The following is a 20,413-nucleotide window of genomic DNA, read 5'->3' as shown; positions in this document are numbered from 1 at the left end:
GGCAGCTTAAATCCCTAATCCGCGGGAACGCGAGGGGCGGAGATGTTCCTGGAGCGCATGAGACAGGCTACTTGTCTCGACGCGCGGAAGCCCAAGCTCGCGGGTGCGATTTCGGAGCAGCGACTCGAGCTGCGGGTCGCGGTGCAGGCTCCTCGCCATGTCATTGAGGTTCGCCTCGATCCGCTTGGCGTCGGCATAGTCATGGTTGCCCTTATGATGTCGCAGCTGTCTGGCTTGCGCCTGCCATTCGGCAACGAAGCGGTCGGCGCGCGCCGGCGCGTCGAGCCGCAGCTCCCGCTCGGCGCGCATCGCCTGCAACGCGCGCTGGGTCCGCCCGTTCGCCGCTTCACTCAGTAAGGATGGATCGCTTCGCAGCGCGGCCGCCAGATCTTTGGCGCCGTCCGCGTGCAGGGCATCGAGATCGCGCGTCGCTGCCGCGAGGCTATTGCGCTGATGGATGACGGGCGACAGCCCCTTCGCCCGCATCGCGGCGATATCCTGTTCGGCGCGCGCAAATCGCTCGACGGCTTTGTCGAGCGCCGACCGCGCCGGCCCTGCTTCGAGCGCGCGCGCGTTGATGCGGACGGTTCTGGGGCGATCGCCACGCTGCGCCGCTGTGGAATCTTCGCCGAGGGCCTCGATCGCGACGGTGGGGTTCAGCTTCAGGCCAGCGAAGATGCTGCGCCTGGGCGGGGCGGTCGGCTCCGTTTCCCTCACCCGGTAGTCGCTCGCCATATCCTTGCCCCGCTCGCGCGATGCGGCGCGAACGAGCGTCGACTGATTGGCAAAATCGTCGCGGCCATAATATAGATCGACCTGCTCGCGATGCCTGGACAGCGCGACGTAAGTCGAATGGCTGTCTACCCCCGGCGTCGCGAGCACTTGCGCCCGGTCGACGGTCATCCCCTGCGCCTTGTGAATCGTCGCCGCATAGCCGTGATCGACGTGGGCATAATCCTTCAAATTGAAAGCAACGTTGCGGCCGTCGTCGAGCATCACGCCCATGCGCATCGCGTTGACCGCCTGGACGGTGCCGAGCGAGCCGTTCTTCACGCCAAGGCCGCGCTCGTTCTTCAGGAACATGATGCGGTCGCCCGGCGCAAAGTGGCGCGCGCCGCGTTCAACATTGATCCGGGTATCCGGACCGAGCGCCCCGCTCGCACGCATCCGTTCGCGCGCCTCTTGGTTTAGCAGTCCTACTTCATCATTTGTGTGGGTCAGGATAACCCGGCTCGCAGCGGGATACTGCTGGCGATCGCGATCCCACGCATCGACCAGCGCGGAGCGCGCGGCGGTGCGGGTATCGGCAGCGTGGACATGTCCTGCATCAGCATAGCGCCCGATCGCCTCGCCGGTCCGTCCCGTGGCAAGTTCACGCGTCGCATCGCGCTGCCATTCTTCCTGCTGACGTCGGATCGCCGTGATTTCGACGGCGCCGTGGCGTTCGGCCGCGGCGCGGAACGCGGCGCCCGCCTCGATCGCCTGGAGCTGCTCGGGGTCGCCTACGAGGACGACCTTCGCGCCTTGGCGTTCGGCTTCAGACACGACGCGTTCGAGCTGCCGCGTGCCGACCATCCCGGCCTCATCGATGACGAGGATGTGCTTGCTCGTCAGCCGTTCGCGATCATCCGCCCACTGATGTTCGAGGCTGGCGAGCGTTCGCGAAGCAATCCCCGAGCCCTGCTCCAGTCCCTCGGCGGCGATGCCCGACAGTGCCGCGCCCTGCACCTCGTAACCCGCGGCTTCCCATGCCTCGCGCGCAACGCCGAGCATCGCGCTTTTACCGGTGCCGGCATAGCCGATGACGTTGCTGATCCCGCGCGAACTCGCGACATGTTCGAGCGCGCCGCGCTGCTCGGCGGAGAGATCGAGTCCGCGTCCCGCAGCGAGCGCGAGCGCCCGTTCACGATGGCGATCGGCAACGCCGTGATTGCGCCGCGCATCGAGCGTTGCGGTCGCGCGTTCGAGCCGCTGCTCGGTCTTGATCATCGCGCGCGAGGTGAAGCGATCCTCGCCGCGTCCGTCCTTGCCCAGCGCGACCAGCTCGGGCGATGATTTCACCGCCGACATTACCGCATCGAACTGCTCTTTGCCGTCGCTGTGGCGGTGCGCGAACATCGCGAGCTCGCGGTTGGTAAACGTGGCCTGCCGATGGGTGATCGCGTCGAGCGCGATCGATGGGTTGGCGATGATCTTGTCGCCGTTCGAGCGAGCGATCTCGATATGCTCGTCCGCGCGATTGGCTTCGAGCCCCTGCGCGGCCATGCGCGACGCCGCCGGGCCGATCTTGTGCTGCGGTTCGAGATTGATGCCCTGCGCTTCCAGGGTGCGATGATCGACGCGCGCATCGATGTCGAGCGCGGCAAGGCGTTCATTGACATGATCGGCCCAGGCTTCGCGCCAATGGGTCAGCAGTTCGGCGCGGTTCCAGTCGCGGACCTTCGCGCCAAAGCTGGCCGCGCCGTCGTCGCCGATCCGGATCTCGCGCATTGTCAGCATGACATGCGCGTGCGGCTTGGCGAGCCCGTCGGCGCCGATGTCCCAATGGACGTTGAGATCGGCGATCATACCGCGGTCTACAAACTCTCGCTGAACGAAGTCGCGGGCTAGCTCGATGCCTTGTTCTTGGGTCATCTCGCGCGGGATGGCGAACTCGATTTCTCGGGCGAGCTGCGCGTCTCTGCGGATCTCGATCGCCTCGACGTCATTCCACAGTCTTTCTCGGTCGCGCCATTTTTCGGGCGCGTGCTCTGAGAGCAGGATCTCGCTGTGGACGACGCCGGCCTTGTTCGAAAAGTCGTGACTGCGACCGAGCCGCTCGTCGTGCAGGCGATCGGCCGAACGATAGGCCGCCGCGGCGACTGCGCTGCTGCCGACCGCGCGCGAAATGACTTTTGCCGAGAAATGGTAGATCGCCATGACGGCGTACCATTTACAGCAAAACAAGCACGTCGGCACGACGTATAAGCGCGCCCTCACACGATTTTATCGCGCTCGGGATCGGGACATCTCAAGCGATTTCAACGTATTGTCGCCGCGCGCCACTTGGCATAGCTGGTTCGTCCAACTCTATCACACGGAAGGACAGATGATGCGCAGACCCCGCGATTTCGACGCCGAACTCCAGGCGCTCACCGACAAGGCCAAGGCGCTAAAAACGAAGAAACAAGGTCAGCTCGGCGAACTGGTGATCGCAGCCGGTGCCGATGCGCTATCGATGGAGCAGCTTGCCGGCGCGCTGATCGACGCCGCCGCCGCAGACGCGGCGCGGAAGGAGGTATGGCGCAAGAGCGGCGCGGCCTTCTTTCGCGGAGACGGCGCCCGCACTGGCAAGAGCGCTGGCCGCCACGCGGGCCGCGCATCGGCGAGCGGTGCAGGCGCAGAACCGCCTGCAAGCGAAGCGGGCGCGGCATGACACGCGAGCGTGGCAGGTGAAGCGCAGGGAACGCACGCGTCAGCTGATCGAACTCGGTGGCCTCGTCGCCAAGGCCGACCTGATCGACCTAACCGGTGACGATCGCGCGGTCATTCTCGGGCTGCTCGTCGAAGCGGCCGCGGCGCTGCGAAGCGAACGCCGCGAGCAGCAGCTGTTGCTGTGGCGCCGCCGGGGGCGGCGCGCTTTTTCACCGGAAGGTGCCGAAGCTACTTAGCTTTGGCGCGGCCGCGCGCGGCGGGTTTGCGGCCGCCGCCGCGCCCCTTGCTGCCGAGCCCGATTTCCTTGGCGAGTTCGCGCCGACGCTCCGAATAGTTCGGTGCGACCATCGGATAGTCCTTCGGCAGGTTCCATTTCGCGCGATACTCGTCGGGCGTCATGTTGAAATTTGTCATCAGGTAACGGCGCATCATGGTGAGCTTTTTGCCGTCTTCGAGGCAGACGATGTAATCGGGCTTCACCGACGCGCGCACCGACACCGCGGGCTGCTGCGGCTCGGGTTCGGGCTGGGCGTTCGAGCCCAGGCCGGCGAGTGCTTCATGCACCGTGCGGATGAGCCCCGGAATATCGGATATGGCGACGCTGTTGTTGGTGACATGGGCGGCGACAATGTCGGCGGTCAAAGTGACCAGCGTTTCGGCGTCTTCCATTCGCGTTTTCCTTCGAGAGCTAAGCTAGTTCGCTCGACCCTCTAGCGATACAATCCATTCCGGACAAATCTAGAAAGTCGCATTTACGGATCATTCGCCAGCATATTATTCGCGGGGTAGCCGCTCCGCTGCATGTCGAAGTTCGTCGAGCCGATCGGAGCAAATCGTGTGCACCGCGCGGCCGAGTTCTTCGACGCGCGCGCCAAGCCAGGTCAGCTCTTCTTCGCTGATCCGATAGTGCTTGGAATATCGCGCCTTGGTGTAGGCTTCCTTCAACTTCTGGAACATCGCGCGTTCGCGCCGATTGTCTTCGGGCCAGATGCCGTACAGACGGCGATCCAACCCTTCGGCAAGCGACCGCAGGAAAGCGATATTGTGATTGTAGGGCGTGTAGAAGGTGAGCGTGAGCAGTAAGCCTTGGTACAGGCTTTCGGCAGCTTGGTGAAGGTTGAACGCGGCTTTCTTCCAACTCCGGCGTTCGATACAAAATTTGTAGATTTCGAGAAGCTCAGCGGCGCTCGCAACATGCTCTTCAAAATATTCACGGGCCGCGTCGAGTGCTTGCTGCGGCGTCTTCGGCTTAGGCGCTGTCAATTCGGTGCTGTCGGCTTCGTAGAGAGCCACGCCGTCCTTCACGACCTCCATGAAGAAGACGCGGCCGTGCGCAAGGCCATCGTTCACCTCGTGCAGCGAGTGAACAATGAAGTTTACCGGGGTGCGGAGTGTCTTCTCGATCGTGTAGGCGCGGATCAGACGCTCCTCGGCCTTCGCCCAATAGGCCGCGCGGTCGGTCAGCTCCTTCTGGCTGACGATGACGAGAATATCATAGTCGGATTTATACTGGTTTGCCGCCTGTGTCGCATCGACCCAGTCGCCGCGCGCGTGGCTACCAAACAGGATGATCTTGAGGATGCGAGCGCCCTTGCGGCGCCCGGTCGCGTTCTCGGTGGCCTGACCGAACTCGTCGAACAATATTTCGACGATACGCTCAAGCTCGCGCTGCTTGTTTGCCGGGAGATGATCGAGGTCGGTGCGCATATTTTTCACCCTGTAATTGCGTCGGCCGGATGGCAAGTATCATCCGACCGATTGACAACAGTCACGGCCAATTTTCCGCCCTCATCTCTCAGCAAAGGCGAGAAGGAAATCGCTCGCCTTACTCGCTTGGCTTGCGGCGCGAAAAATCGCCTTTTCGTCGTCTTGCAGGACCGTCAGCCATGAGCCGATATAATCCGAGTGCCGCACCGTCGGCGCGATGCCGAGCGAAGCGCAGGTGAACGCCGCCGCCATTTCGGCGACAAGTTCCTCCTTGGCGTAGGCCTCCGATCCGAACCCGCCCGTCTGCTCGCGGCCCAGCCTGCAGCCATGGCCGGTCCAGTGGCCAAGTTCGTGCAGCGCGGTGCGATACCAATTGATCGGTTCATGAAATGCCGCCTGCGGCGGAACCTGCACAAAGTCTTGGCTCGGGCTGTAGAAGGCTTCACCCCCGCCGATATTGACCCGCGCGCCGGTCGCGGCGATCAGCGCATCGGCCTCGGTGATGGCAAGCACCGGATCGGGGTTGACCATCGGCGCGACATAATCGTCGGGCAGCCCTTCGCACTGGTCGACGTTGAAGACGACAAAGCGCTTCAGAATCGCAACCTGTCGCGCCTCGCGATCCTCGCCCCGCGCCGCCTCAGCTTCGGCCTTCGGCGTGAAGCGGTCGGCATAGCAGATGACTGTGCCCTTCTCCCCGCGCCGGACATTACCGCCCGCCGCTTGGGTCTGCCGGTAGGTGAGCCAACGCTGCGAGGCGTAACCCTTGGCGACGACCTCGGCCCAGAGGATCAGCACATTAATGCCAGAATAGCGCCGCGCCGTCCCCGCATTCTGGGGCATCGTGCAGCCGCATGCTGCGCTGTCCCAAGGCTGCACCCATGGCAGCCTCCCTTCTTCAAGCTCGGCGATTACCCGGCTGGTGACTTCGGAATAGAGGTTCTGCCTTTCGACTTTCTGCTGTTTCATCTTCCTTCTCCTTCAACCGCACCCCGGCCCGGAAGGGGGCGGGGTGGGCGGCAGGAAGGAGCCGGCAGACCCGCATCATCGGGCGGGCTGCATCCGCAGGACCGGAACGAAGAGGAGGACCCGCGGTACGCGGGTTGAGGCCCGGCCGGGCGGGGCTAAGGCGAGTGACGCCCACCCTGTCCCCGCCGTGCCGGGAGTTACCCACGCCGCCGCGAAGCGGCGACCGCATGCGTGCCAGCGGCACCTCGTCAGAAACGACTCGGACGACGTTCGCGCCGCCCGCGGCGCGTCATTTGGGAAAAGCGGCCGTCGCCGACGGCCTCGATGATGCGGCGTGACAAAAACATGCCTCCGAGCGAAATTTTTTTCGCCGCGAGTCGAACGCCGGGTCAAGGGTTCCGTGGGGGTCGCTTGAGGGTCGCTTGAAGGTCGCTTCGTACCCGGCTCCAGATTCTCTCAGAATTTGGGCGCAATCTCATGGGCTTGACGGCGCCACACGCCTGATCTTCTTCGATCTCGGGGAGCACCAAACGACGTCACAAACGGAAAAGGAAGTTCACGATGTCACACGTTGCCGAACGTTACCTCAGACTGACAGAGGTGCTCAAAATTACCGGATTTAGCCGAGCGACGCTGTACCGGAAAATCAAGGCCGGCACCTTTCCCCGGCAATATCGGATCTCCGAACGTTGCTGCGGTTGGCGCGCGTCCGAGGTCGCCATATGGTCGCACAGTCCGATTACCTTCACGGTCGCCGATCTTGAACGCGAACTGGTCTGAAAGGCCAGGCTTCCGCGCCGCCGAAGCGGCGCGGAAGCCTGCCTCAATTGGCAGGGTTCCAGATAAAGGCGTAGCCGTCTTCCCCGGCGGGGCAACGTTGGTTGCATAAAGTCGGCGTGATCGGAACTTGCACCGGCGGCTGCTCCGCGCCCATATCGGTCGTTCGGACCATCGGTTGGCGCATGCCAAAAGCCGACGTTGGTGACGGTAATGCTCCTTGGTTACGACTGGCCGGAATCGTCTAAGCGCGATAATCTTGGGAGCGGGGAGGCTTAATTGGCAAAAGCACCGTTTAAGCATGGTCGAAAGCTCTGCGTCTTCTGCGGCAATCCTGCAAACAGCGGGGAGCATATTTGGCCTAAATGGGCGCATGATCTTATTCCTGAGGTGTCGGGGCACAAGCAGGTCGTCTTCGAGGGGGCGGTTACGCGCGATGTCATGTCACGGGTTTATGATCGGAATCGCCAAGGATCCGTCGCCAAGGTTGCAATCAGGCGTGTGTGCAATACCTGCAACAACGGCTGGATGAGTGAGTACGAGGGCAAGGCGAAAGCCATGCTCACGGCTATGATGATGGGTCGCAATCTGGCGCTCGGTGCGGATTCTCAGCGACTGCTGGCTGAATATTTCACCTTGAAGCTGATGGTGCTGGACTGGACGGCCGCCGATCCGATCTTTTCGCAGGAAGTGCGCACTGCGTTTTTCGACGGCAGAGTGATACCGGCAGGCATCCAGCTCATTATTGCTTTTTGTCCGGATCACAGAATGTCATCCTATTACCGCACTCATTTTCAGGAAGCGAGCAACGTCAACCGGTTGGCTGAGCATCAGCCTGGCAGAAATGTGAAAACGTTCGCTGTCGGCTTTGGCGGCATCTTCCTGTTCGCGCTGTGCATTAAGAATGATGCGGCGGACCTCAAACTGGAGCCCCGGCAAGGCTGGTTTCAGCTCCTACCCGCCAAATTGCCTCTCATTTACTGGCCTCCCTTCTTAGCCACTAGTCGAGACGAGGCGGAGACTGTCGCCAGCAGTCTCGGCGCGTTGAAGAAACACGCGCGGGTGAAGGTCGCCGACGATGTCGTTGGCGCGATCTCGAAAATCATCGGTGGGTAAGGCCATGAAGCCGGTCCCAATTCAGGTCACTATTACGTTCAACGAGGCAGACAAGATAGCCTAGAGGCTGGTGGTCTTTCTGCCACCGCTGCAGACCGAGATGAAATAGCCCGGTCCTATCATTCGGATGACTTAGCTTCCTCGTCGCTAAAAGGCGACGTCATTGCGATGATGCCGGTCATGTTGCTTTCGTCCCCTTCGCGGATGGACTCGAGCACCCATGTCATCCGGTTGCGCTTTCCGCCTGGGGCGGCGATCGAAGTCACCCGACACCGCCGGTCCGCCGGAGACTCAACGAACGCGATATGGTCCGCAGTCACCTTCTTGAAGATCACCCGGCAGAATCTGCCCATGTAAGCCAGCCCTTGAATATGGTCGCATTTGTCATATTCGACCTCGCAGATTGAGCAGTGTTGCTCATGAACGATGAGCCCGGCGCTCACAAATTGCTGTGGAGGGAAGAGCGCCGTTTCCAGCTCCCGGAGATAGGTGAGCTTGTTCGAGAGGTTCGAGAAACCGGGGTGCGCGCGGCCCGCCGCCCGGATCATTTCCTGCGCGTCGATGAGTTTGATCCATGCTTCCTCCGGCTTGTCTTCCTTGATCAGCAAATAGACGCTGAGCTCGCTGGAGAGAGCACGGACTACCATGCCGAGACCCAAAAACGAGTTTGCCTCATGTTCATTCTGCCGTTGAATGGCCTCGATGCGTGCATGCTCCACCCTCAGGAGGAATTTTTCAGCCCTCGCGACGCCGTCGATCTGAAGCTGCTTATTCCGCACCAGAAAAAGCAGCGGATCGATATCGGCTCGGAGCGCGTCATATCCCGCGACTAGGTGGTCGGCGATCGCCATCATTTTTTCCGGGAGGCCGCCGCGACGACCTTCGCGAAAGCTTGGAGTCCCTCAACATCTCCCTTGTAGGATATGCGCTCGCAATTGCCCGACTTGCCATATTCTACGATGACGTCGGCCTCGATCTTCTCGCTGCCACTGCCCCCGAAGAAGCTCTTCAGATAATCCTGTATGACATTTAGCGATGCGCCGATGAGGTCAGGGCTTTGTTTGATGAACTCCGCTCCGAAAAAGATGACCGGGACGATCCATTCGGCGCTGCGATTGTGAACATAGGCCACATTCTTCGTGTCGAGTCCGACGCGTGCGGCATCGATGCCGTTCGACCGGAGCAATTTGGTCACTGTGAGAGCCGAATATGTGAAATGCAGGTCTTCGCCGGGCGTGACGGTGTCGAAGTTGGACGGCAGAATGGCGACGCCGGATGGCATGTCGAGACCCAACTCGACCGCACGCGAAGCTACCGATAAAACACGCTTCTTCGTATAACCCATATCACGCATCCCCCGTCCGCAAATCCCCAAGGTTATCGGATAGACGAAAATCCCAAGGCAATTCCAGTCCATCCGATCGCGAGACTTAAAGCGGCATCTGCGGAGAGCAGCCTGGCCTTGCAGGCTCGGCCAGGGACCGCGTCGATGCCGGGCCGCGCCCGAACACCTGGCTTCGCTCTTTGCCGGGGCGGGCCCGCGCTTTCGCTGGGTGAACAGCGCCTAGCGCTGCTTCAGCCGCCGCTGCGTTCAGGCCGACCGTCGCTGCCGCGCATAGGCGTCTGAGGTCGGTCTTTCTACCCCGATGATCGTGACCTGAAGGCGGCGGCTCGCCAGATGCAGTCCGACCGGCTGCCAGGTTCGACTGCCCGGAAGCGGCAGGCCGAGGGCACGTTTCCGAGGCCGATCCGCAATGCGCAGCGTAGCTCGGCCTAGCGGGTATCGCAGCTCAAGCAATGAATCACAGCTCCTTCAGGGTCTCGCGCGAGGTAAGCTGCATCTACGAATTAGGATCGCATTCGGATGCACGGGCCGATAGACTGCGCGGATGGGCAGGGGTAGAAAAGCAGTCGGTCTGCGGCTTAGGCCGCAGCTTTTCCATTCGATGATTTTGCTGGGGCAGCCCAGCTCACGAAAGGTGGAGGCATGAGCGGGCGCCGGAGCGCCGCGCAGCGTTCGCGCCCGATCAGGATCGCCTTTCTGGTGGGCGACGATCCGAACGCGCATCTCGCGCTCGATGGCATTTTCGCGGACTGCTATCGACGGTGGGGCGGTCGCTTCAGCCTCGTTGTTCCCTGTGACGACAGCAAGATAAGGGCAAGCTACTGGCCCTGGCTTGAAAGCTTCGATCCGGATCTCGTCTATTCCTATGTCGAGCTGTCATCGCCCGAGATACTTGAGATTCATGAGCGCTTGGGTCCGTCGACCTACGAGCAACACAAGCACCATGGCGAGCCCCGCCTCGACGTGTTCGGGTTTAAGCCGGATTATGGTACGTCTCCGCTATCGTCTTTGTCGACGATCTTCCGGCTGTTTCGCTATCGCGGCTTTGGAGAAAAGCTTGAGCCGCTGAAGATTGTCGACAGCGCGCATAGTGAAGACCGATCTCGCTTTCTGAGTGACAGTTTCGGCACCTACGGTGTCTCTTATTCCACCGGCATATTCCCTGCCGACGCGCGTACCGTCGCAAGCCTCGTCACGATCGCCAAGCCGCGTGATCCCGGGGATCGGCGGATCGGATTTCCGCGCGGCGAGGAAACCGTCCCGGATGAGGCAGAGGCATTCAAGGCGATCGCCGAGCAGCGCGCGACCGCCTTGGCGATTACGTCGCTCGTCCTCGCCTCAAAGCGTGAGATCGATAGGTGGCGATGGAGCGGAAGCTTCAACCTCGTCGTCGGAGACGAGATCGACGACCGGATTCTTTTTTGGAATGCCCGCTTGCTCATACCGGCCTGGCTCGACAGGGACCTTTGCTGTCTCCGTATCTCGCCGGCGCAACTGGATGACCCTGTCTTTTTCGAGACCCTAATTACATTCCTCAACAATCATAACCACGTCAATCGCGGCTCCGGAGGACAGAGCCAGCTGACCGTCCGCTCAACCTCGGTGCCATTGGCCGAGCTCGAGAAGATCGTGTTGCGCCTTCGCGAGGGGCGATGCTGGAGCATGGCGGACGCGCACTTCGTCGGCTCGCTCGACGAACTGGTCCCGGCGCAGAAGGAGCTCGATGGGGCGCGGCCGGGAGGGGGCTTCGCCATCAGCATGCGGCTTGGGCCGTCATGGAACAATTTCGACTATGACCCGCCGAATGCTCGGCCGCCGGTGGATGTTCCGGAACATCTGGCGGATGCGCCGGCCCGCCACCAATTTACCGGAGGGCATTGGGCGACCGAATATGCAATCGAACAGGGTGGGGCCAAGCCACGATTTTCGAACGATAATCTCTGGCTGCTCCCGCGCCGCTGGCGCACGGCCTTGGCATTTAAAACTAACTTCTCGCGCGTGGCGCAGGGCCTGATTTTTCCCCAGCGGTCATCGGGCGATGGGTTCTTCGTCCAATTCCAGTCGCTGGAGAGGCGGGTGACGGATTTCTTTGTTCCCGATGCCGAAGATGCCGTACATTATGCTTTTTGCCGTGATGGCGACTGGGCATGTGGCGCGGGAGAAGATGCGCCTATCATTCCGCGTCCCCGAGCTCGTATAATGGAGCCTTCGAACGAAGCTCGATATCTCAGCGGCGTGATCGGCATGGCCGGAAGCATCGGCGCCGCCCAGCACTTTCTGTTGCATCCCTTCCTGACCGACATGTTCGCGCAGTTCGGCGGCACGCCGACTCTCTCTTCCAACAAGATCGAGCCGACTTTGAATCGCATCCAGCGGCTCGCTGCTAGAGAGGCGCCGTTCGATCTGTCGAACGACACCGAACGCCAGGCCTTTGCAACGCTCGTCCTCAAGGCTGCCCAAGGTCTGAAGAGCCCCGCACAATATTTGAGATACGACGAACTCGTGCGAAATTGGAATGCCTATCGGACCGACGTGCGCGAAAAGCAGGACCCCGGACGGCAAGTCGATCCGGAGTGGGAGGCATACGAAAAAGGATCACTCGAGACGTGCCTTGTCGAGATGCGCAGCCGCAGCATGATATTCCAAGGCCACCAATGGACCTGCGAACAATGCCATCACCGAAACTGGGTCGATCTGACCGGCCTCGCTCCCCGACTAATATGCGGCGTCTGCCAGGAAAGTTTCGACGCTCCGATCGCGCTCGAGTGGCTATTTCGTCCGAACATGTTCCTCATCGAGGCGCTCCGCGATCACAGCGTGCTTTCGCTCCTGTGGGTGCTGTCGGCGCTAAAGGACCGGGCAAGAAATTCAATCGGCTACGTTGGACCCAGTAAATTCTGGTTCGAGCGCGATGGCGGCCCTCCCGAAGCGGAAGCCGACCTTTTGATGATAGTCGACGGCCAGACGATAGTTTGCGAAGCCAAGTCTTCTTGGGCCAGTCTTCGCGCGCAACATGTCCAAGATTTGGTGGACTTGGCGCTTAAATTGCGACCAGACGTGGCACTGCTCGCGATCATGGATACGGGTGAGCGGCAGGGGGATGCCATAGCGAAGGGTCGCGCTGCTCTCGCAAAGTCTGGAATTGAGCTCCGCCTGCTTACCCTCAGGGAACATCCGCTGGAAGATAAGTCCTATTTGACTTGAGGCGGCCCTTTCTGCTCGCTCATACTGACATCGATCATCGGCGTGCTATGACATTTGCGCCATCGCCGGGGAGAGAGCGCAATGAGCATACTTGAGTTTGTTAATCAGGATGTACTCGACGACCTTGACGAAGATCCAAACACAGCTTTCATGCAGCTCGTAAACGCCGCGCAACGCAGCCTTTCTTCCAAGATCGATGCCCTCGATCCTGACAATCAATATGAGTGGCAGAAAATTGAGGAATTTCGATACAGCTTTATGAATGTCGTCGTGGCAGCCGGCAAACGCTTCGAGATCGAACCGTTTCATTCGATGCAGGTGCCACAATACTCGAATTTTCGCGATGCTGACCATCGTCAGTTTAAGTCTGATCTCGATCATTATGTGACCCAACTCGTTCTGGATAACAGCCTTCGCGCGAAGCGCGACACGGTCGAGGTGCTTCCGAAGACGAAGGACCAGTTGAGAGCTTACGTCAGCGGCCTCAGGCAGTGTGTCGAGAAGGGAAATATGAGCGCCGCAAAACGCGAAGCGCTGTTGAAGAAACTCGACGCCTTCGAATCTGAGTTGGAGAAGCGTCGACTCAACATGATGGCCGTCGCGCGACTGACCTATCTAGTTCTAAGTGTGCCCGGCACCGTTTGGGCATCGGTAGACATAACGCACAAGCTGACCACGAATATCATGCAGACCGTGGCGGAGGCGAAGGCGGCTGAGGACGAGACGAAGCAGCTTCCGGCCCCCGCTCCACCGAAAGCTCTAAGTGCGCCCCGCGAATCCCCGACACCGCGGCCGCCGTTTGATGATGACCTTGATGACGACGTGCCATTTTAAGCCGTGCTATCATCAAAGCTGTTGAATATCCGCTTCTCTCGGCTTCCGACCTAGAAGCTGCCAGTATCCCGCCGGCCACAGACAGTTGCGGCTCCAGCATTCTTTAATATGGGAAACGATCATAAGAATTGATAGCGTCCTTCGATGCGCGAAGCGGAACTGAGAGACTTTTCGGCATTCCTAAACGAGTTCCAGGCCGAAACGGACCGGGGAGCCGCAATGGTGGGTGCCGCCCTGCTGGACCAGAAGCTGGCGGATACGCTCCGCTCGTTTTTCGTGGCCGGCAAATCGGCCGACCAATTGCTGGACGGAGGCTCTGCGCCGCTCGGAACATTTTCCGCCCGAATTAAGTCGGCGCATGCCCTCGGGCTCATTGACGATTTCGAAATGACCGAATGCAATCTGGTCCGCAAGATACGCAACGAGTTCGCGCATGGCATCCATGGAACGAGTTACGCCGATATAAAGATCGCCAACATGTGCGAGGGATTGCAATCAGATCTTCCGGGCGGGCGCGGCGCCTTCAAAGGCAATCATCGCGCCCAGTTCGTGAACGCAGTTTGCATCCTGATCATGCGTCTGACCTACCGGGCCGAGTGGGTGATCTCCGAGAGGCGCGAGACTCGGCGATGGCCATATTGATCGACTGGGACGCCTCTTGCCGTGCCGGTGTATCGGTCAGAGCCGTCACTATCGTGTGTCGGCGCGTGAGTTGAGACGCAGTTAGCTGCTGCCCTTAGCGGCCACCCCGACCTCGGACTCGGCCGGCGCGTATCTCGTCCATTGGAACATGAAGCCAGTAGCTGTCAGCCAAATCGCGAAACTCGCGATCGAAATCTTCATCTAGGAGAGCCTGTGCGTCGACTGGGGCGCTGCAAGACTCCCCCAGTTTGGCGAGAAGCCGTGTTATGCGTGACCTGATGTCCGTTGTCTGAGCGACGATGGATTTTTCGAAGAAGGCATCGTCCTCGACACTCTCGAAGCTTGCTCCGGTTGGGCATTTTCGCGTGTCTACCTCATAATGCACGCCCGCCGTACTAAGTGCAGCCGAATATCCATCCACAACGACGCGAACATCGCCCTGGCATAGACTGAAGCTACCCCACCATTTGTTGCCGAAACCATCAACTCCCGGCGGAACGCATTCCGGCCACTCATACGGCTTGGGTGGCGCGACCTGCGGCGCTTCGGGAATAACAAAGACGTGCTCCGGCACGCGTTGCCCGCTCGCCGCGACGAACAGACAGGTAAGTGCGAATAGGCGGCGTGGCATGAGGGATCCATTAGCTGCGAGATGTCAGCTTTATAGCGATTTCTTCCTGACAGCGGACTGACTGCAACCGGCCAGAACCGACGAAAATCACCCACAGTTCGACGTTGCCAAAGAAATGCGAAGCATCGGCTGGAAAGTTGGCTGCTGCGTTTCTACCTATAGGGTCGGTCGACCTATGCCGTGGCGCCATCTGACAATGCCGAGGAACTACCTTCGACAAACATGTAGGAAAAATTCCTTGTCCAAAATTGTCAACGGCGCGAGTCTGAAGCCGCGCTCCGGAGCTTCGCCTAAAAAGATCGTGCTGCTGCTTCATGGGTTTGGTTCAAGCGGCGCAGACATGATCGCGCTCGCGCCCCAATGGCAAGAGGCGCTTCCCGACACATTGTTCCTCGCCCCGCATGCGCCGCAGCGCTGCGGAATGATGGGAGCCGGATACCAATGGTGGGGACTGACCGGATTCTCACCGTCGGCACTGGCAGCTGGCGCGGCCTCGGCGGCGCCCGCGATTGATGCCTTTATCGACCGCAAACTTGCACAATATGAGCTGACCGAGGCAGATTTGGCGCTTGTCGGCTTCAGCCAGGGCACGATGATGGCGCTTCATGTAGCTCTCCGCCGGCGGCGCGCGGTCGCCGCAGTGGTGGGTTATTCGGGGATGCTAACGAGCACGGCCGATATTGCGCACGATGACTTCGCAAAGCCGCCGGTGCTCTTAGTGCATGGAACGGCTGATCCCGTGGTTCCGATCGCGGCGCTGCACATGGCAGAAGGCGAGCTGAGGCGCCTCGGTGTGGAGGTCACCACACACATCTCCTACGGCGTCGCTCACAGCGTCGATCCAGTCGGCCTGCGGCTTGGCCGGGATTTCATCGCCGACACCTTCGCGCGTTCGCGGTGAGTACATTCAATATTCTCTGACGGCGGTTGATCCGACCCAAAAAGATTGGCTCAAAAAATCACTTGTTCAAGACGAATCACTGGTGTTTAAGACGTCTCGGATTCCCTGTTTTGGCATCAAACCCGAGCATCAAAACTGCCTCGGGGCCGCTGTTGGGGCTAAAATTTTATCGAAATCGGATAATTTTTTTCCGTTTCAAATCATAACTTTAGAGGCGGGTTTCCCGCTACCTTGAGATGTTCTGAGCCTGTTTGAGAAAAAACACGGGCTTAGAGGCGCTTCCATCATGTTGGTTGGCTCGTGGTTTCCTAGGGCGAGGCCCCCCTTTAACGTCATGAAGGACGAGGCTGACGTTATTCGTTCGCGGCGCACATGGGTAGGTCGCGAGGCCTTACGGATCGATAGTGCTGGGTGCGCGGCGTCTTTCCTTAATGGTGACCTGACCCGGGCGAGGGTTCCAGGGCGAACTCGGGTCATCCGTCGACGGACGATAGGGCATGTCTGTTACAGGGATGCAATAGCGGTGAATGGCGTGTCATCCTGCAAGACGTGCCAAGCACCAGCACCAGGGGACGAGAACGCGGACGCCGGGAGTCTCAGCGGCGGACATCGAGACGTTGCCGGGCGCGAGAGCTTTTTGATCTCCTCGCGATTGATCACGAAGACGCGGATTGGTTCGCTTGCGCGCGGTGGCCAGAGCAGGTGGCCTGAACGACGTTATCTTCTTCGCTTTCTTCACCCGGGTTGTGACCGCGTCCGATCTTTTCGGCCGGATCGGCCAATGGCTTTCTCGAAAAGCTGCGGGCCGCTTGGCGAACCACAGATCCCGGATTGGTGCACGCATTCGCGATAGATCGCTTTGACGACTTGCAGATGCTGCCGACGCCCGGTCGGGCAGTTTGCAAAGCGGGATCCTCCGATGCCCGTTTTGAAACGCTATTGTGCCCGTTTCAGATTTGTCCTTCTTCCGCGGGGCCGTCATGCTGGCAAAAATATAAAGAAATGGGAGAAACTGCGGTGAAGAGCGACCAGACGGAAGCGGTAATAGATTTCGTGCAGCTGATGACCCGTCGTGCTTGGATGGTGAGTGGAACGGCGATAGCGGGGGCGCTGGCAGCCACGGCGCCGGTCGGGGCGTTCGCGCAGGATACTCAGTCCGAGCAAGCGGCAGTAGACACCCAGCCCGTGACCGCTCGCCAGGGCGGCGTCGAGGACATCATCGTCACCGCGCGCCGCCGCGAGGAGCGCGCGCAGGAAACGCCGGTATCGATCACCGCGATTTCTTCGGACCAGCTCTCTGACCTCAACATAGTTCGCATTGACGGGTTGACCCAACTCGCTCCCAGCCTGCGCATCACACAGGCCAGCGGCAGCGGCAACGCGCCTGCGGTATATATCCGCGGCATCGGCACGCTTTCGACCGCGCTCTACGTCGAGCCGGCGGTCGGCGTCTATCTCGATGGCGTTTATACGCCGCGCCCCAGCGGCAACACCTTCGATCTGCCAGACATCGCGAGCGTCGAGGTGCTGCGCGGCCCGCAGGGCACGCTCTTCGGCCGCAACACAACCGGCGGTGCGATCCTGCTCGCGACCCGCAATCCCGAGGACGAGTTCGGCGTCCAGGCGAATTTCTCATACGGCTCGCGAAACGAGATCACGGCGTCGAGCGTCGTACAGGTCGGGCAGCTCGGCAATTCGCCCTTCGCGCTGAAAGTGTCGGGCCAGATACACTCGCGCGATGGCTGGGTTGAATCGCCGGGGATTTCGGAATCGAAATGGGGCGGCGCGCTCTACAGCTATGGCGTCGGCGCTGCGCTGCGCGGCGAACTCGGCGGCGATTTCACCATCGATCTGCGTGGGCGCTATAACAAGGTCAACAGCTACACCGGGTGGGAAGCGCTCGCCGGCTCTGCGGTAGGCGAGGCCTATTTTGAGGGCTCTGCTGCGGCCAATGGTCCCGCCTTCCCGATCGGTGTGGGCCCGCGCGATTTCAGCTATCGTGACCCGCGTACCAACGGTAAATCGTCGGTTGAAAGCTATGGCGGCGTGCTGACGCTCGAAAAGGATTTCAGCGACGCGCTGACGGTGAAGTCGATCACCGGCTATAACGAGATCAACCAGATTTTGCGTGGCAACCTCGGCGGCGGCGCGACGCGCGGCGCGGTCGCCAATCCGGTGGTTCCCGGTCAGCCGATCGAATGGGTGACGGCGCACGTCACGCCCTCGAACCCGGGCCAGCAGAAGCAACTGACGCAGGAGCTGCAATTCCTCGGTGATGTCGGCGATTTCAATTATCTCGTCGGCCTCTATTATTATGACGAGAAGGTCGACGAGACGATCAATACGATCCTCAATTCGCCGCTGTCGCCGACGCTGGCCATTCGGCTTGACCGCAGCACCAGCTTTTCGATCGCCTCGAAGTCCTATGCCGCCTTTGCGCAGGCCGGATGGAAGCCAGCGTTCGCCGATGACCGGCTCGAGCTGGTCGGCGGCATCCGCTACACGAAAGATAAGAAAACCCTGGATTCGATGTCGGTCTCGACAACAATCACGACCACGACCACGACCCAGTCGCGCAAGGATGATTGGGACAATGTCGGCTGGCTGGGTTCGGCTAGCTACAAGGTCACGCCCGATATCCTCCTCTATGCCCGGGCATCCTCGGCCTATCGGTCGGGCGGCTATAACGCGCCGACCGTCGGTGCGGCGCCATTCGATCCGGAGACCGCGACCAGCTATGAGGCCGGCATCAAGAGCGACTGGTTCGATCGGATGGTGCGATTGAATATTTCCGCCTTCCAGACCGACTACAAGGACCTGCAGGTCAACGGCTATAATATCGCGACCAACACCAACCAGCTCACCAACGCCGGCAGCGCGCGCTATCGCGGCTTCGAGGTCGAGGGACAGTTTGTGCTCGGCGGCCTCAAGCTCGACGGCAATGTCGGCCATGTTGACCCTGTGTATAAGGAATATATCCTCGCGGTCGGCGGCGTTCCCACCAACGTCGCGGACGATGCGGTCTTCGCGAACGTGCCGCACTGGACCTATCATGTGGGCGGCCAATATACGATCGACACCGCCTCGGCGGGCAGTTTCACGCTGCGCGGCGACTATAGCGGCAAGAGCAATTCGCCAACCTATACGCTGATCGCGCAGGCGCCGAACACCGCGCAGGTCCCCCTGATGGGCAAGGAGAGCAATCTCAGCGCGCGCCTGATGTGGGAATTCGAGGTCAACGGTCGCAAGCTGAAGGCCCAGGTCTTCGGCGAGAATTTGACCAACAACCGCTACCTGACCTTCGCGTCGGATTTCGGCGCGATCCTTGCGGGCACCTATAATCGCCCCCGCTACTATGGCTTCTCAATCGGCATCGATCTCTAGGGGCGGCGGCGCCGGGCGTTGCCCGGACCGCCGTCGCTGTCGCGGCTTTTCTGGCTATCATTTGCATGATGATGGACATCGTTCGTCGATAATGGCCTTATGTCGTTCGAACGCTCGGCAATGATGCGCGCTCGGCAACAGGGCGGTGCCCGATCGCGAACAGCAAAGCCGGTCGGCGGGTGCTAGCCTCTATAATAAGCGAGAGGATTTGGGAGAATGGCGACGATGACCGGAGCAAGTGACGCAATGCCGGCCGCTGCGGCGCCGCAGGTCGACGATGTCGCGCGCTGGCGCCGAAATCTCGTTGTCCTGATCCTGCTGACTGGCGGGGTGAAGTCGACGCTGGCCTTCACCGCCGTGGTCCCCGGCCTCCAGCTGATCGCTGCCGAATTCCATGGGGCGACCGATTCGATCCTGAGCGCGCAGTTCGTGATCACGCTGGCGCCAATCGGCATGGCGCTCGCCGGACTGATCGCCGGTCTGTTCGTCCGCACCAGCAATCTACGGGGCACGATGTTCGTCGCGCTCGGCGTTTCGACGATCGCCGGGCTGATGCCGCTGGTAATCCACAATTATACGCTGCTCCTCGTCACCCGCTTCATCCTGGGATTCAGCGCGGTGGTCGCCGATGTCGCGATGACAAGCGTTCTCGCCGCCTATTTTACAGGTGCCCTCAGGTCGAAACTGATCGGTTTTCGCCAGTCGATCTCGCATATCAGCACGGTTATCACGATGCTCGCCTCGGGCTGGCTGGCGCAGCAATATGGCTGGCGAGCGTCGTCACTGCTCTTCGTCATTCCCGGAATCCTGCTACTGCTCGCTTTCATCGCCTTCGATCGTCCGATCTCCAAGGAACGGCAGGAGCAGGCGCAGGACGGCGCGCAGGTTTCCCTGATGCAGTTGCTGCCGCTGTTGCTGCTGTCGCTGATCATGGCACTGGGCCATGCGATGCCGCATTACCAGATGCCCTTCCTGCTCAAGGAAAATGGCATCACCGACGCCGAACTCGTCTCCTATGTGCCGGCGCTCAGCGCGGGGGTATCGATCCTGTCGGCGCTGGTGTTCGGTTTCGTTTATTCACGCTTCGGCTTTGCCACCCTGGTGGCCGCCGCGACGTTGATGGGGATCGGTTTCATCGGGTCGGGGCTGGCAACGAGCTATGAGATGATCCTGTTCTTCATCGTCATCGAAGGCGTCGGGGCGGGCTGGACGATGCCCTTCTTCCTCTCGCGCATCCTCGACCGGGTGACGACCGCCCAGCGCAATCACGCGGTCGGACTGACGCTCGCCTCGTTGTTCATTGGCCAATTCATGAACCCTTTCGTGACCAAGCCGATTCGCGATGCGGTCGGTCTACACGCGACTTTTGTCATCATGGGCGTCGGGCTGATCGTCATTACCGGGATCCTCGGCCTGATCGTGATCGCGCGGGCCAGGGCCAAGGAGCGCGCGCTGGCCGTCGTCTGACGTTTTGCAGGAATTCTCGGGA

Annotated in this window: 17 protein-coding genes; 10 read left to right on the top strand and 7 right to left on the bottom strand. The window is 60.6% G+C overall.

Features of this window, described 5'->3' with window-relative positions; translation table 11 throughout:
• Nucleotides 1-6: 6 nt before the first annotated feature.
• Nucleotides 7-2,919, bottom strand: a complete 2,913-nt coding sequence (traA, locus tag V6M50_RS05470; protein WP_332817542.1) for a Ti-type conjugative transfer relaxase TraA — start codon at nt 2,917-2,919, stop codon at nt 7-9.
• On the opposite strand from traA, the gene V6M50_RS05465 reads away from it, so the two are divergent.
• Both V6M50_RS05465 and V6M50_RS05460 read left to right on the top strand, forming a co-directional pair.
• A complete protein-coding gene (locus V6M50_RS05465) occupies nt 2,918-3,415 on the top strand; it encodes a conjugal transfer protein TraD (protein WP_332817541.1) in 498 nt (165 codons plus the stop codon). The two genes, traA and V6M50_RS05465, sit on opposite strands and share 2 nt — an antisense overlap.
• Before the next feature lie 16 nt (nt 3,416-3,431).
• Nucleotides 3,432-3,650 carry a conjugal transfer protein TraD gene (locus tag V6M50_RS05460; protein ID WP_332817540.1) on the top strand — a complete coding sequence of 73 codons (219 nt, stop codon included), beginning with the start codon at nt 3,432-3,434 and terminating at the stop codon, nt 3,648-3,650.
• Here the strand turns inward: V6M50_RS05460 and V6M50_RS05455 are convergent.
• The 3 genes from V6M50_RS05455 to V6M50_RS05445 form a co-directional block, all read right to left on the bottom strand.
• Nucleotides 3,643-4,083 (bottom strand): MucR family transcriptional regulator, encoded by a 441-nt coding sequence (locus V6M50_RS05455; RefSeq protein ID WP_332817539.1) that lies wholly within the window; start codon nt 4,081-4,083, stop codon nt 3,643-3,645. The genes V6M50_RS05460 and V6M50_RS05455 overlap by 8 nt on opposite strands.
• 105 nt (nt 4,084-4,188) lie before the next feature.
• A complete protein-coding gene (locus tag V6M50_RS05450) occupies nt 4,189-5,121 on the bottom strand; it encodes a nucleotidyltransferase and HEPN domain-containing protein (protein ID WP_332817538.1) in 933 nt (310 codons plus the stop codon).
• 81 nt (nt 5,122-5,202) lie between these two features.
• Entirely contained in the window at nt 5,203-6,090 is an 888-nt protein-coding gene (locus V6M50_RS05445; RefSeq protein ID WP_332817537.1) for an ArdC family protein, read from the bottom strand.
• Nucleotides 6,091-6,651: 561 nt separating this feature from the next.
• Here V6M50_RS05445 and V6M50_RS05440 point away from each other — a divergent pair.
• Together V6M50_RS05440 and V6M50_RS05435 are read left to right on the top strand one after the other, a co-directional pair.
• Nucleotides 6,652-6,870 (top strand): helix-turn-helix transcriptional regulator, encoded by a 219-nt coding sequence (locus V6M50_RS05440; RefSeq protein WP_332817536.1) that lies wholly within the window; start codon nt 6,652-6,654, stop codon nt 6,868-6,870.
• A 276-nt stretch (nt 6,871-7,146) separates the two neighbouring features.
• Complete coding sequence (locus V6M50_RS05435) at nt 7,147-7,983, top strand: hypothetical protein (protein WP_332817535.1); 837 nt, start codon at nt 7,147-7,149, stop codon at nt 7,981-7,983.
• Between the two features lie 119 nt (nt 7,984-8,102).
• Here V6M50_RS05435 and V6M50_RS05430 read toward each other — a convergent pair whose 3' ends face one another.
• Both V6M50_RS05430 and V6M50_RS05425 read right to left on the bottom strand, forming a co-directional pair.
• Entirely contained in the window at nt 8,103-8,837 is a 735-nt protein-coding gene (locus V6M50_RS05430) for a hypothetical protein (protein WP_332817534.1), read from the bottom strand.
• On the bottom strand, nt 8,834-9,328 hold the full coding sequence (locus tag V6M50_RS05425) for a hypothetical protein (RefSeq protein WP_332817533.1): 495 nt from the start codon (nt 9,326-9,328) through the stop codon (nt 8,834-8,836). The genes V6M50_RS05430 and V6M50_RS05425 overlap by 4 nt, the downstream gene beginning before the upstream one ends.
• 642 nt (nt 9,329-9,970) lie before the next feature.
• Here V6M50_RS05425 and V6M50_RS05420 point away from each other — a divergent pair.
• The 3 genes from V6M50_RS05420 to V6M50_RS05410 all read left to right on the top strand — a co-directional run bounded on the left by V6M50_RS05420 (nt 9,971) and on the right by V6M50_RS05410 (nt 14,008).
• Nucleotides 9,971-12,532, top strand: coding sequence for a hypothetical protein (locus V6M50_RS05420; RefSeq protein WP_332817532.1), 2,562 nt, complete (start codon nt 9,971-9,973; stop codon nt 12,530-12,532).
• Nucleotides 12,533-12,613: 81 nt separating this feature from the next.
• Nucleotides 12,614-13,366: a hypothetical protein gene (locus tag V6M50_RS05415; protein WP_332817531.1), complete on the top strand. Its 753-nt coding sequence runs from the start codon at nt 12,614-12,616 to the stop codon at nt 13,364-13,366.
• Between the two features lie 144 nt (nt 13,367-13,510).
• Complete coding sequence (locus tag V6M50_RS05410) at nt 13,511-14,008, top strand: hypothetical protein (RefSeq protein ID WP_332817530.1); 498 nt, start codon at nt 13,511-13,513, stop codon at nt 14,006-14,008.
• A gap of 94 nt (nt 14,009-14,102) precedes the next feature.
• Here the strand turns inward: V6M50_RS05410 and V6M50_RS05405 are convergent, their stop codons facing one another.
• The gene (locus tag V6M50_RS05405; RefSeq protein ID WP_332817529.1) at nt 14,103-14,639 is read right to left on the bottom strand and encodes a hypothetical protein; all 537 of its coding nucleotides are present in this window, start codon (nt 14,637-14,639) and stop codon (nt 14,103-14,105) included.
• A gap of 238 nt (nt 14,640-14,877) precedes the next feature.
• Here V6M50_RS05405 and V6M50_RS05400 point away from each other — a divergent pair, with 238 nt between their 5' ends.
• From V6M50_RS05400 to V6M50_RS05390, 3 genes are all read left to right on the top strand, one after another.
• Nucleotides 14,878-15,540: an alpha/beta hydrolase gene (locus tag V6M50_RS05400; protein WP_332817528.1), complete on the top strand. Its 663-nt coding sequence runs from the start codon at nt 14,878-14,880 to the stop codon at nt 15,538-15,540.
• Between the two features lie 1,062 nt (nt 15,541-16,602).
• Entirely contained in the window at nt 16,603-18,924 is a 2,322-nt protein-coding gene (locus V6M50_RS05395) for a TonB-dependent receptor (RefSeq protein ID WP_332817527.1), read from the top strand.
• Between the two features lie 216 nt (nt 18,925-19,140).
• Nucleotides 19,141-20,391: an MFS transporter gene (locus tag V6M50_RS05390; protein ID WP_332817526.1), complete on the top strand. Its 1,251-nt coding sequence runs from the start codon at nt 19,141-19,143 to the stop codon at nt 20,389-20,391.
• Nucleotides 20,392-20,413 lie beyond the last annotated feature (22 nt).

It is taken from the genome of Sphingopyxis sp., assembly GCF_036675685.1.
Lineage (GTDB): Bacteria > Pseudomonadota > Alphaproteobacteria > Sphingomonadales > Sphingomonadaceae > Sphingopyxis.
The sequence above is the reverse complement of the archived record's forward strand: the minus strand, read 5'-3'. Positions and strand labels throughout refer to the sequence as shown.

What these genes read in the sequence shown, in the direction of transcription:
- V6M50_RS05440 (WP_332817536.1), top strand. Translation starts at nt 6,652, where the DNA reads ATGTCACACGTTGCCGAACGTTACCTCAGACTGACAGAGGTGCTCAAA.
- V6M50_RS05410 (WP_332817530.1), top strand. Translation starts at nt 13,511, where the DNA reads ATGCGCGAAGCGGAACTGAGAGACTTTTCGGCATTCCTAAACGAGTTC.
- V6M50_RS05395 (WP_332817527.1), top strand. Translation starts at nt 16,603, where the DNA reads ATGACCCGTCGTGCTTGGATGGTGAGTGGAACGGCGATAGCGGGGGCG.
- V6M50_RS05455 (WP_332817539.1), bottom strand. Translation starts at nt 4,083, where the DNA reads ATGGAAGACGCCGAAACGCTGGTCACTTTGACCGCCGACATTGTCGCC.
- V6M50_RS05430 (WP_332817534.1), bottom strand. Translation starts at nt 8,837, where the DNA reads ATGATGGCGATCGCCGACCACCTAGTCGCGGGATATGACGCGCTCCGA.
- V6M50_RS05420 (WP_332817532.1), top strand. Translation starts at nt 9,971, where the DNA reads ATGAGCGGGCGCCGGAGCGCCGCGCAGCGTTCGCGCCCGATCAGGATC.
- V6M50_RS05415 (WP_332817531.1), top strand. Translation starts at nt 12,614, where the DNA reads ATGAGCATACTTGAGTTTGTTAATCAGGATGTACTCGACGACCTTGAC.
- V6M50_RS05390 (WP_332817526.1), top strand. Translation starts at nt 19,141, where the DNA reads ATGGCGACGATGACCGGAGCAAGTGACGCAATGCCGGCCGCTGCGGCG.
- V6M50_RS05465 (WP_332817541.1), top strand. Translation starts at nt 2,918, where the DNA reads ATGACGGCGTACCATTTACAGCAAAACAAGCACGTCGGCACGACGTAT.
- traA (WP_332817542.1), bottom strand. Translation starts at nt 2,919, where the DNA reads ATGGCGATCTACCATTTCTCGGCAAAAGTCATTTCGCGCGCGGTCGGC.
- V6M50_RS05445 (WP_332817537.1), bottom strand. Translation starts at nt 6,090, where the DNA reads ATGAAACAGCAGAAAGTCGAAAGGCAGAACCTCTATTCCGAAGTCACC.
- V6M50_RS05450 (WP_332817538.1), bottom strand. Translation starts at nt 5,121, where the DNA reads ATGCGCACCGACCTCGATCATCTCCCGGCAAACAAGCAGCGCGAGCTT.
- V6M50_RS05425 (WP_332817533.1), bottom strand. Translation starts at nt 9,328, where the DNA reads ATGGGTTATACGAAGAAGCGTGTTTTATCGGTAGCTTCGCGTGCGGTC.
- V6M50_RS05405 (WP_332817529.1), bottom strand. Translation starts at nt 14,639, where the DNA reads ATGCCACGCCGCCTATTCGCACTTACCTGTCTGTTCGTCGCGGCGAGC.